Here is an 11,196-nt window from a genome sequence, read left to right as displayed (position 1 = left end):
AACCCCATGTCGTCTCCTCGTGCTCGTCCGTCCCGCCGTCTCGCCGGAGTCCTCGCGCCGCCGGCCGCGCTGCTCCTGGTGCTCGCCGGCTGCAGCGCCGCTCCCGCGCCGGCCGCGTCCACGGCGACCGCCGCTGCCGCGGTCGCCGCGCCCACCGACGCCGAGGTGCGGGAATTGTTCGACGAGTGGAACGCGGCGCTCGCCACCGGCGATCCCGCGCAGGTGGACGCGCTGTACGCGGACGACGCGGTGCTGCTGCCGACCGTCGCACCCGGGGTCCTCGACACCTCGGCCGAGCGCATCGGCTACTTCGACGCCTTCCTGAAGAAGCGGCCGACGGGGACGATCGACGAGAGCGTGGTCCGCGATCTCGGCGACGGCTACGCCTCGAACACCGGCCTCTACACCTTCGCGCTCGCGGAGACCGGGGAGCTCGTGCACGCCCGGTTCACCTTCGTCTACGAGGAGATCGACGGCGAGTGGAGGATCATCGAGCACCACTCGTCGAAGGAGCCCGTCACGCCGTGACAGCGGAGCGCCTCGCCCGTCCGGCGTGGCACAGTGAGTCGTGCTCATCTTGCTGGTGGAGGACGATCCCGTGATCGCCGACTGCGTGACCGCGGTGCTCGAGCAGTACGGCTACGCCGTCGTCCGGGCGCGGACGGGCAGGGAGGCGCTCGACTCCGGCCCTCCGGACCTCGTGCTCCTCGACCTCGGACTGCCGGACATGGACGGGCTGGACGTCTGCCGGACGCTCCGTCGCAGGTCCGACGTCCCGATCATCGTGATCACCGCGCGGAGCGGCGAGGCCGACACCGTCGCCGCGCTCGAGGTGGGCGCGGACGACTGCGTGATCAAGCCGTTCGGCGTCCGCGGGCTGATCGCGCGGATGCGCGCTGTGAGCAGGCGGGTCGGCGCGGCCGGGGCGCGGTCGGCGGTCGCCCTCCCGCCGCCCCTGTCGCTCGGTCGGGTCGTCGTCGATCCCGCGTCCCGCCGCGTGCACCTCGACGGCGCGGAGCTCCCTCTGACCCCCAAGGAGTTCGACCTGCTGCTGGCCCTGGCCCGGCGCCCGGGGGCGGTGCTCACCCGCGAGGCCCTGATCGACGAGGTCTGGGACTGCAACTGGTTCGGCTCCACCCGCACCCTCGACGTCCACGTCTTCGCGCTCCGCCGCAAGCTCGGCGCGGCGGTGACGATCACCACCCTCCGCGGCGTCGGCTTCCGCCTCGACCTGCCCTGACGGCCACCGCGAGATGCCACTTGTGCTCGCCTTTCAAGGCGTGTCGTGTGCACAAGTGGCATCTCGCGGAGCGGGTCAGGCGGGGGTCAGCAGGTGGCCGCCTGGTAGGGGAGGGTGGCGGCGAAGGCGGGCTGGCCCGGGGCGGTGCCGGTGACGGTGACCGAGCCGGCGGGGGTCGACTTCAGGCGCGTGGTGAAGGCGGCCGAGGCGGAGGAGCCCGGGGCGACCGAGGGGAACGCCTTCGTGCCGTAGGCGGAGTCGACGGTGATGTCGGCCGCGGCGGTGTCGGTGTTCTTGACGGTCACGGTGAGCACGACCTTGCCGGCGATGCAGCGGGTCGAGACGGCAGGAGCGAGCTCGAGGGTGTCGAGCGGCAGCGCGGCCGAGGCCGAGGGGCGCACCAGCGCGTCGGCGTAGCCGTTGTAGGAGGCGGTGACGCCGCTCACTCCGGCCGGGACGACGGCGCTCGCCGAGCCGCCCGAGAGCGCGACGGTCGAGCTCCAGGTGCCGCCGGTGAAGGTGACGGTGCCGGCGACGTCGCCCTTGTCGGCCGCCGCGACCTTCGCCGTGACCGTGCGGCCGTCGGCGGTGAGGGTCGTGGTGGAGTCGACGGCGGTGACGCCGGTCCACTTCTTCATCGCGGTGAGGACCGTCTGCGGGACGCTGACGAACGCGCCGTGCCGCGGGCTGGCCGGGAGGCCGCCCTTGGTCGAGACGTTCCAGTCGGCCGACTTCGAGAGGCGGGCCGACTGCGAGCTGCCGGCGATGGCGGCTCCCGAGGTCACGAAGGCCTTGTAGCCGCCCTGGCCGTAGTTGTCGACGAGGAAGGCGTAGCCGTCGCCGTTCGCGGTGGTGTCGTTGGGGTCGCCCGCGTTCAGCTTGATGATCTCGGGGCCCTCGCCGTCCTGGCCGGTCTCGAGCTTGGTCATGTTGGTGTCGGTCAGCTGCCAGGTCTTCGTCGGGTCGGCGTTCCAGTTCGACGAGGTCGTCGGCGCGGTGAGCACCGTCGACTTCTCCAGGAAGATGTCCTTCCCGGCCTCGAGGGTGCCGGCGGCGCCGCCCTCCTCGTTCTTGGTGAAGCGGTAGTAGTAATCGCCGATCTTGGTGATCGTCGAGTCGATCCGCGCGTAGCCGGTGTCCTGCCAGGTGGCGGGCGGCTGGGTGAAGGTGCGGAAGTCGCGGGTGATCACCGAGAAGACGCGGGAGTAGAGCTTGTCGCTGTTGGTCTTCGTCGCGTCGGAGTAGAGGCGCGAGGAGAAGAAGACCACGTAGGACTGCAGCGCGTCGTCCCAGTACGCCTCCGGCGCCCAGGTCATGCCGGCGGCCGGCTGGTTGACCGTGATGCCGGTGTCGGCGCCGTTGGTGCGGGTCCAGGTCACCAGATCGGTCGACTCCCAGACCTCGATCTTGAGGCTGCCCTTGGACTGCGCGTCGCCCCAGCCCGTGCCGCAGGAGATGCAGAGGTCGGTGGCGACCATGTAGTACTTGTCACCGTTGTGCGAGCGGAGGATGAACGGGTCGCGCAGGCCCTTGGTGTCGGTCGTCGAGGTGATGACCGCCTTGCCGCCGTTGACGGGCGAGAAGGTGAAGAAGTCGTTGCCGGACGTCGCCGCCTGGTAGATCTTCTCGTCGCCGTCGGACTTGAAGTACGCCGAGGCGTAGCCCGCGTCGGGAGCGGTGCGGCCGAGCTCGGCCACCGTCAGCGAGAAGGAGCGGGTCTCGGTGACGCCGTTGAGCGTCGCGGTCGCGGTCAGCGTGACGGGCTTGTCGCCCGAGCCGTAGGCCGGACGGGTGACGACGCCGCCGCCGCGGAACGGGTCGGCCGCGCCGACCGCCGGGGCGGTGTACGAGGTGCTGGTCGGGGTGACGAGCGCCGGGTCGGACGAGGTCCAGGTGATGGCGGTGCCGTTCTTGGCTCCCGTCACCGCGAGCGGCAGGTTCTCGGTGGTGCGGGTGGCGAGCACGAGCGCGTCGAGGTCGTCGTTGATGCTCGGGGCGAGCACGACGACGTCGAAGGTCAGCACGGCGCCCTGGCCGGTGGTCGCGGTGAGGGTGACCGGGGTGTCCTGCGCGATCGAGCGCGAGACGACTCCGGTGCCGGAGACGACCGCGGGGTTCGAGGAGGTCCAGGTGAGCGGGACGCCGCTGCTGGTCGCGGGGAGCGTCATATTCGTCGAGACGGCGGTCAGCGAGGGGTTGCCGGCCAGGAGCACGGGCAGGACGTCGGGGCGCAGCAGCGCCGAGGTCGCGGCGGCCTTCGCGGCGGCGGTCGGCATGCTCGACGCGACCTGGTCGGCGGTGAGCGCCGTGTCCCAGAACTTGACGTCGGTGACGTCGGCGGTGAGCAGCGGGTCGCCGGTGTAGAGCGAGCGGCCGAGGTAGCCGAGCGTGCTCCCGGAGGGGACGATGCTCGCCATCGACTTCGCGGCGGTGACCGTCGAGATCTGCACGCCGTCGCGGTAGAGGGTCAGCGCGGTGCTCGAGCCGGTGCCGGTGCCGACGAGGGTGAGGGTGGTGAAGCCGGGGTTGAGGGTGCCGCCGAAGGGCATCCGGGTCTCGCCGTTGCCGCTGTCCTTCACGCGGATCCCGGCGAGGACCTGGCCACTCGGGGAGCCGTCGGGGTTCCGCGGGTTCACGAAGACGTGGTTGCCGAGCTGGGTGGTGTTCCAGGGGCCGACGCCGTCGCCGATCACCCAGCCGAACTGGTTCGCGGTGGTCTGCGTCTTCACCGTGTACTCGACGGCGAAGGCGTTGTCGGTGCCGGTGACCAGTCCCTTGGGCAGGCTCGCGTAGCCGTCCGACTTGAAGCGGGCGACCTGGTCGCCGCCGGCGTCGGCGAAGGAGGCGTCGGTGAGCCCGGTCAGCGTCGCGTTGCGGCCGTTGCCCGAGATGTCGAGGAGCGCGGAGCCGGCGTGCGACATGTCGTAGTGCGCGGTGGGCGCGGGCACGTCGGCGGCCTGGGCCGTCACGGGGACGAAGGCGCCTCCGAGGGCGACGCTCGTGCACGCGAGTGCGGAGAGGAAGAGGGACCGGGCACGGCGCCGGGGCGCGGTGGCAGGGGGCTCCGGGGAGCGTCGTCTCATCGTCGAGACCTTTCCTGGGTGAGGGGATCAGGCCGCCGAAGAGGGGCCGGCGGGTGGTGTTCACGTTAACATGCGCGCCGGTCCGGGGCTAGGGCGGATCGGTGCTGGCCTGCGGTCGCGTCGCTCCTCCGGCGCCACCCTGTGCGGCGGCGGCCGGGTGGCGTACGGTGAGCGGACCGCATCCTGGTCCCCGATGTCGGACCTCGTCCATCCGTCGAGAGCACCAGGGGAGCATGAGATGAAGACTCTGTCGTACGCCGGGGGCGCGATCGTCCTCGAGGACGAGGCCGCGGACGCCGTTCTGCGCTACTCGGTGGCGCTGGCCGACCGCGGCCGGATGGCCACCGTCACTCTCGCCGACGCGGCGTCCTCCGACGCCTCGGCGGTGGTGGTCCTGACGATCGGCGTCGGGGTCCCGCTCCTGCTGCGGGGCGAGCGGACCGGGTCCGGCACCGACTCCGCGCTCGACCTGCGCGACCGGCTCGACGCGCTCGAGCGCTCCCGGGAGCCGATCGGGGTCTGGGACACCGACCCCCGGCAGCTCTGGGGCGAGCTGGACTACGACTTCCTCTGAGGCGGTCGCCGCACGTCCGATCGCCCGGATCGCCCCCGCCCGTGGGCGGTGCGGCGCCCTCCGGCGCACCCGTTCAGGGGAGCGCTAGAGTCGGCTACAACGTTGTATGTTCAGCAGGTCCCGACTGAAGGAGATCGATGGCGATCACTCTGCACGACGTGGCGCGGGCCTCCGGAGTCTCCATCAAGACCGTCTCCAACGTCATCAACGACTACCCGCACGTGCGCCCGGCGACCCGCGAGCGGGTCGAGGCCGCGATCGCCGAGCTGGGGTACATCCCGAACCTCTCGGCAAGGAGTCTCCGGCGGGGGCGGACGAACGTCATCGGGCTGGCGCTCCCCGAGCTGAGCCTGGCGTACTTCGCCGAGCTCGCCGACAGCGTCATGCGCGCGGCCGACGACCGGGGTCTGACCGTGCTGATCGAGCAGACCGGAGGCGACCCGCAGCGCGAGCGGGACGTCCTGCGCAGCTCGCGGCGCCAGCTCACGGACGGGCTGCTCTTCAGCCCCCTGGGGATGGCGATGGCCGACGAGCCGGCGCTCGCGGTCGACTACCCGCTCGTCCTGCTGGGCGAGCGGATCTTCAGCTCGCGCTTCGACCACGTGACCATGCAGAACGTCGCCGCCGCCCGCGCCGCGACGACCCACCTGATCGAGTCCGGCCGGCGGCGGATCGTCGCCCTCGGGGCGCACGAGAACGAGGACGTCGGCTCGGCCGCACTGCGGATGCGGGGCTACCGCGAGGCCCTGGAGGCGGCGGGCATCGCCTACGACGAGCGCCTCGTCAGCTACTCCGGACCGTGGCACCGCGCCAACGGCAACGCGGCGATGTGCAGGGTCCTGGAGTCCGGGGTCGACTTCGACGCCGTCTTCGCTCTGAACGACTCCCTCGGGCTCGGCGCCATCCGCGCGCTGCAGGTGCAGGGGCTGAGCATCCCCGGGGACGTCGCGGTCATCGGCTTCGACGACGTCGACGAATCGCGGTACTCGGTCCCGAGCCTGTCGAGCATCGATCCGGGTCGCGACGAGATCGCGCGGACCGCCGTCGAGGTGCTGAAGGGGCGGATCGAGGGCTCGCTCCTCGCGCCGCCGACGCTGCACGAGGCCGGTTTCTCGGTGACGTCGCGGGAGTCGACCGCGCTGTAGCGCGTTGATCACGGTTGCGTCGCGGACGGCGACCGCGCTCTTGACACTCGCCGACGAACTCCGCATCATCATTTCTACAACGTTGTTTTCCATCGTTGTACAAGCGACCTGCTCCAGGACGATCCCCCCTTCCCGGCCGACGACGGCCGTATCCGAAAGGACACGCAATGATGCGTCACACGAAGAGAATGCTCGCGGCGGGGGTGGCCGTCGCCGCCTCCGCGGCCGCCCTGACCGGCTGCTCCGCAGGGAGCGACGCCGCCACCTGCGAGAACACGATCGTGAACGAGGACGCCAAGGTCGTCACGATGTGGGCCTGGTACCCGGAGTTCGAGGGGATCGTCGACCTCTTCAACAACAGCCACGACGACGTCCAGATCTGCTGGAGCAACGCCGGCGCCGGCAACGACGAGTACACCAAGCTCACCACCGCCGTGCAGGCCGGCTCGGGCGCACCCGACGTCGTCATGCTCGAGAGCGAGGTCGTGCAGAGCTACATCCCGCAGGACGCGCTCGTCGACCTCACCGAGTACGGCGCGGGCGACGTGCAGAGCAACTACTCCGAGGGCGCCTGGGCCGACGTCTCCAGCGGCGACGCCACCTACGCGATCCCCGTCGACGGCGGACCCGTCGGCATGCTCTACCGCCAGGACATCCTCGACCAGTACGGCATCCCCGTCCCGACGACCTGGGAGGAGTACGCCGCAGCGGCGCAGGCTCTCAAGGACGCCGGCTCCACCACCCTCATGACGGACTTCCCCGGCAACGGCCGCGCCTACCAGCAGGCGCTCTTCGCGCAGGCCGGCTCGGTGCCCTACACCGTCGACGGCACGGACGTCACGGTGGACCTCGACGACGAGGCCAGCGCGAAGGTCATGGACTACTGGAGCGACCTGGTGCAGAAGGGCCTGGTCGGCACCGAGGACGCCTCGACCACCGACTACAACACCCACCTGGTCGACGGCACCTACGCCTCCGTCGTCGCCGCCGCCTGGCTGCCCGGCTACCTGAAGGGCTTCGAGGGCGCCGACACCGACGCCGTGTGGCGCGCCGCCCCGGTCCCGCAGTGGGAGGGCGCCGAGCCGACCCAGATCAACATCGGCGGATCCGCTTTCGCGGTGACCAGCCAGGCCGAGGACAAGGAAGCGGCCGCGACGGTGGCGAAGGAGATCTTCGGCACCGAGGAGGCCTGGAAGATCGGCATCGAGAAGGGCGCTCTGTTCCCGCTGTGGAAGCCGATCCTCGAGTCGGACTACTTCGCGAACCTCGAGTACGACTTCTTCGGTGGTCAGCAGATCAACAAGGACGTCTTCCTCGCCGCCGCCACGGAGTACCAGGGCTTCCAGGTCTCGCCGTTCCAGAACTTCGCCTACGACAAGCTCACCGAGGCGGTGAACGCCGTGAACAGCGGTGACTCGAGCGTCGCGGACGCCCTCTCGACCTATCAGACCGCGGTCAGCGAGTACGCCGCGGGCCAGGGCTACACGGTCGGTTGACGATCGGCGGCCGCCGTCCGCGAGGGCGGCGGCCGCCCCGTCCCTCCTCGAAGGAGCACCATGTCCAACCTCGTCGTCCCCGCCCCCGCCGCCAGCGCCGCTCCGGCCGAGACCCGTCCGAAGAAGCCCCGCACCGGAGTCGTCGCCTCCCGGCGCGCCCGCTGGGGCTGGGTCTTCGTCGCCCCGTTCGGGATCTTCCTCGTGGTCTTCCTGATCACTCCGCTGATCTACTCGTTCATCCTGAGCCTGCAGAACAAGACCGTCGCCACCGGCAATCAGTGGGTCTGGTTCGCGAACTACGCCAAGGCCTTCTCGGACCCCCTCTTCCTCGAGGGCGTCTGGCTGGTGGTGCGCTTCGCCCTCATCCTGATCCCGATCCAGATGCTGGTCTCGCTGATCGCCGCGCTGATGCTGGACGCGCTCACCTCGCGCTTCTCGCGGTTCGCCCGGCTGATGATCTTCGTGCCCTACGCGGTGCCCGCGGTGATCGGCGCGCTGATGTGGGGCTTCCTCTACAGCCCGTCCTTCGGGCCCGCCACGGAGGTGTTCGGCTGGCTCGGACTCGATGCGCCGAACCTGCTCGGCAAGGACTCGATCTTCGGCAGCCTGGTCAACGTCGTCACCTGGCAGTGGGCCGGCTACTACATGATCATCATCTACGCGGCCCTGCAGGGCATCGACCCCGCGGTCTACGAGGCGGCACGCCTGGACGGCGCGAGCGCGATCCAGACGGCGCTGCGGATCAAGATCCCGATGATCTCCTCCTCGATGGTGCTGATCCTCGTCTTCGCCCTCATCGGCACCCTGCAGTTCTTCACCGAGCCGCAGATCCTGCGCTCGCTGGCCTCGGGCTCGATCGACGCGTCGTACACGCCGAACATCTACGCGTACACGCTCGCCTTCTCCTACAACCAGTTCAACTACGCCTCCGCGATCTCCTTCGCGCTGGGTCTCGTGGTGTTCCTCGGGTCCTACCTGTTCCTGATGGCCACCAAGAAGAGGAACGGACTCTCATGAGCACCCTCTCGCTCGCCCCCAAGCGCGACCGCGTCCAGCGACGCGACGACGCCGTCCGGGCGCGGAGCCGCCGCGGCGGCCGCCAGCTGCTCCCGCACGTGATCCTGCTCGCCTTCGTCGTCTACTTCGCGCTCCCGTTCTGGTGGCTCGTCGTGGCCTCGACCAAGGACCAGGTCGGCCTGTTCTCGGGCACCGTCAGCCCCCTGTGGTTCGGCGACTCCTTCGAGTTCTTCACCAACATCGGCTCGCTGTTCACCTACTCGAACGGCCTCTACTGGAAGTGGCTCGGCAACTCGTTCCTCTACGCCTTCGCCGGCGGACTCGGAGCGACGGTGCTGTCGGTGCTCGCCGGCTACGGCTTCGCGGCCTACGCCTTCAAGGGCCGCAACGCCTTCTTCTCGCTGGTCCTGGGGTCGGTGATGGTGCCGGCGACGGCCCTGGTCATCCCGCTGTTCGTCATGTTCAGCACCGCCCAGCTCACCAACACCGTGTGGGCGGTCATCCTGCCCTCGATGCTCAACCCGTTCGCCGTCTACCTCATGCGCGTCTACACGCAGGACGCGGTGCCGGAGGAGATGCTCGACGCCGCCCGGATGGACGGAGCCGGCGAGATCACGGTCTTCTTCCGCGTCGCCCTGCCGCTGCTGCGCCCCGCACTCGTGACGGTGCTGCTGCTCTCCGTCGTCGGAACCTGGAACAACTACTTCCTCCCCCTCGTGATGCTCTCGAATTCGCAGCTCTTCCCGGTCACCGTCGGACTCGGCACCTGGCAGACCCAGGCGTCGGTCAACACCGGCGGGCAGTCGCTGTGGAACCTCGTCATCGTCGGCGCCCTGATCTCCGTCATCCCGCTGATCGTCTCGTTCCTCACCCTGCAGAAGTACTGGCAGGGCGGACTCTCCATCGGCTCCGTCAAGTGACGCCGACCGGCGTCGGGACTCCCGCATCACCGCTCACCTCAGCACGATCCAGAAAGGCTCTGCCATGACCGACGCCTCCCGCGCCGTCTCCCCGCCCGCGACCGCGCGCGTCTCCCTCGACCCGGCCGCGGTGGTCGCTCCCGTGAATCCGCGGCTGTTCGGCTCGTTCGTCGAGCACCTGGGCCGCTGCGTGTACGACGGGATCTACGAGCCCGGCCACCCCACCGCGAACGAGGACGGCTTCCGCCTGGACGTCGTCGAGCTGGTCAAGGAGCTCGGCTCGACCACCGTCCGCTATCCGGGCGGGAACTTCGTCTCCGGCTACCGCTGGGAGGACGGGGTCGGACCCCGCGAGGACCGCCCGCGCCGCCGCGACCTGGCCTGGCACTCTCTCGAGACCAACGAGGTGGGCCTGGACGATTTCGCGAAGTGGGCGAAGCTGACCGGCAGCGAGATCATGTACGCCGTCAACCTCGGCACCCGCGGTGTCCTCGAGGCCCTCGACGTGCTCGAGTACGCCAACGGGAAGGCCGGCACGTTCCTCGCCGACCAGCGGATCGCGAACGGCAGTCCGGAGCCGCACGACATCCGCATGTGGTGCCTGGGGAACGAGATGGACGGCCCGTGGCAGGTCGGTCACATGAACGCCGACGACTACGGCAAGCTCGCCTCCCGCACCGCGAAGGCCCTCAAGATCGCCGACCCGTCGCTCGAGCTCGTGATCTGCGGCTCCTCCGGATCGTCGATGCCCACCTTCGGCGAGTGGGAGCGCGTCGTCCTCGAGCACGCCTACGACGACGTCGAGTACGTCTCCTGCCACGCCTACTACCAGGAGTACGACGGCGACCTCGGCTCCTTCCTCGCGTCCTCGCTCGACATGGAGTACTTCATCTCCACCGTCGCCGCGACCGTCGACCACGTGAAGCACAAGCTGAAGAAGTCGAAGGACATCAAGCTGTCGTTCGACGAGTGGAACATCTGGTATCTCCAGGAGCACCAGGAGGAGGAGGCCGCCCTCGCCGCCGCCGACACCAGCGGTGCCCGGGAGTGGCCGTACGCGCCGCGGCTGCTGGAGGACGTGTACTCGGTCGCCGACGCCGTCGTGCTCGGCAATCTGATGATCACGCTGCTGAAGAACTCCGACCGGGTCACGTCGGCGTCGCTCGCGCAGCTGGTCAACGTCATCGCGCCGATCATGACCGAACCGGGCGGAGCCGCGTGGCGGCAGACCACGTTCTTCCCGTTCTCGACCACCGCTCGCCTCGCCTCGGGCTCGGTGCTGCGGCCGCGCATCGATGTCGGGTCGTACTCCACCGCCCGGCACGGCGACGCGCCGCTGGTCGATTCCGTCGCGACGCTCGACGACGGCCGCGCGGCCGTGTTCCTGGTCAATCGCTCGACCACGGAGGCCCTCGAGGTCACCGTCGACGTGAACGGCCTCGGCGTCTCCACGGTCGCGGAGGCGGTCGGCCTCTTCGACGAGGACGTCTACGCGAAGAACACGAAGGACGACCAGAACCGCGTCGGCCTGAAGCCCGTCGACGCCACCCTGGTCGACGGCGTGCTGACGCTGACGCTGCCGCCGGTCTCCTGGACGGCGGTGTCCCTGACGGCGTAGCGCCCGGGCGGAGTGGGTCTCGATACGCGGGCCTGCGGCCCGCTACTCGACCAGCATGGAAGGCGAGCTGCGCTCCCTGTTCTTCAAGGACGCGGGAGCCTCA

9 protein-coding genes are annotated in these 11,196 nt (G+C 70.0%); 8 read left to right on the top strand and 1 reads right to left on the bottom strand.

All coding sequences use genetic code 11. The features are described from left to right. Positions 1-6 precede the first annotated feature (6 nt). Positions 7-528, top strand: a complete 522-nt coding sequence (locus tag C1I64_RS15125) for an SgcJ/EcaC family oxidoreductase (protein ID WP_127887774.1) — start codon at positions 7-9, stop codon at positions 526-528. Positions 529-568: 40 nt separating this feature from the next. Further along, entirely contained in the window at positions 569-1,240 is a 672-nt protein-coding gene (locus C1I64_RS15120) for a response regulator transcription factor (protein ID WP_127887773.1), read from the top strand. Between the two features lie 86 nt (positions 1,241-1,326). Here C1I64_RS15120 and C1I64_RS15115 read toward each other — a convergent pair whose 3' ends face one another. Continuing rightward, positions 1,327-4,323 carry an immunoglobulin-like domain-containing protein gene (locus C1I64_RS15115; RefSeq protein WP_127887772.1) on the bottom strand — a complete coding sequence of 999 codons (2,997 nt, stop codon included), beginning with the start codon at positions 4,321-4,323 and terminating at the stop codon, positions 1,327-1,329. A gap of 238 nt (positions 4,324-4,561) precedes the next feature. Here C1I64_RS15115 and C1I64_RS15110 point away from each other — a divergent pair, with 238 nt between their 5' ends. The 6 genes from C1I64_RS15110 (at position 4,562) to arfA (ending at position 11,093) form a co-directional block, all read left to right on the top strand. After that, positions 4,562-4,897, top strand: a complete 336-nt coding sequence (locus C1I64_RS15110) for a hypothetical protein (RefSeq protein ID WP_123444562.1) — start codon at positions 4,562-4,564, stop codon at positions 4,895-4,897. A 137-nt stretch (positions 4,898-5,034) separates the two neighbouring features. Further along, a complete protein-coding gene (locus C1I64_RS15105) occupies positions 5,035-6,042 on the top strand; it encodes a LacI family DNA-binding transcriptional regulator (protein WP_127887771.1) in 1,008 nt (335 codons plus the stop codon). A 167-nt stretch (positions 6,043-6,209) separates the two neighbouring features. Then, positions 6,210-7,538: an ABC transporter substrate-binding protein gene (locus C1I64_RS15100; RefSeq protein WP_123444560.1), complete on the top strand. Its 1,329-nt coding sequence runs from the start codon at positions 6,210-6,212 to the stop codon at positions 7,536-7,538. A 60-nt stretch (positions 7,539-7,598) separates the two neighbouring features. Next, positions 7,599-8,555 (top strand): carbohydrate ABC transporter permease, encoded by a 957-nt coding sequence (locus C1I64_RS15095; RefSeq protein ID WP_123706628.1) that lies wholly within the window; start codon positions 7,599-7,601, stop codon positions 8,553-8,555. Next, positions 8,552-9,475, top strand: a complete 924-nt coding sequence (locus C1I64_RS15090; protein WP_123444558.1) for a carbohydrate ABC transporter permease — start codon at positions 8,552-8,554, stop codon at positions 9,473-9,475. Before C1I64_RS15095 ends, C1I64_RS15090 begins: the two co-directional genes overlap by 4 nt. Before the next feature lie 64 nt (positions 9,476-9,539). Beyond that, positions 9,540-11,093 carry an arabinosylfuranosidase ArfA gene (gene arfA, locus C1I64_RS15085; RefSeq protein ID WP_127887770.1) on the top strand — a complete coding sequence of 518 codons (1,554 nt, stop codon included), beginning with the start codon at positions 9,540-9,542 and terminating at the stop codon, positions 11,091-11,093. Positions 11,094-11,196: the final 103 nt, after the last annotated feature.

The sequence above is a fragment of the Rathayibacter festucae DSM 15932 genome (assembly GCF_004011135.1).
Lineage (GTDB): Bacteria > Actinomycetota > Actinomycetes > Actinomycetales > Microbacteriaceae > Rathayibacter > Rathayibacter festucae.
Note: the sequence above shows the minus strand (reverse complement) of the source record. Positions and strands in the feature narration are given on the sequence as shown.

Excerpts from the sequence above, each read along its gene's own strand:
- C1I64_RS15095 (WP_123706628.1), top strand. The coding sequence starts at position 7,599 with ATGTCCAACCTCGTCGTCCCCGCCCCCGCCGCCAGCGCCGCTCCGGCC.
- C1I64_RS15115 (WP_127887772.1), bottom strand. The coding sequence starts at position 4,323 with ATGAGACGACGCTCCCCGGAGCCCCCTGCCACCGCGCCCCGGCGCCGT.
- C1I64_RS15090 (WP_123444558.1), top strand. The coding sequence starts at position 8,552 with ATGAGCACCCTCTCGCTCGCCCCCAAGCGCGACCGCGTCCAGCGACGC.
- C1I64_RS15125 (WP_127887774.1), top strand. The coding sequence starts at position 7 with ATGTCGTCTCCTCGTGCTCGTCCGTCCCGCCGTCTCGCCGGAGTCCTC.
- C1I64_RS15100 (WP_123444560.1), top strand. The coding sequence starts at position 6,210 with ATGATGCGTCACACGAAGAGAATGCTCGCGGCGGGGGTGGCCGTCGCC.
- C1I64_RS15110 (WP_123444562.1), top strand. The coding sequence starts at position 4,562 with ATGAAGACTCTGTCGTACGCCGGGGGCGCGATCGTCCTCGAGGACGAG.
- arfA (WP_127887770.1), top strand. The coding sequence starts at position 9,540 with ATGACCGACGCCTCCCGCGCCGTCTCCCCGCCCGCGACCGCGCGCGTC.
- C1I64_RS15105 (WP_127887771.1), top strand. The coding sequence starts at position 5,035 with ATGGCGATCACTCTGCACGACGTGGCGCGGGCCTCCGGAGTCTCCATC.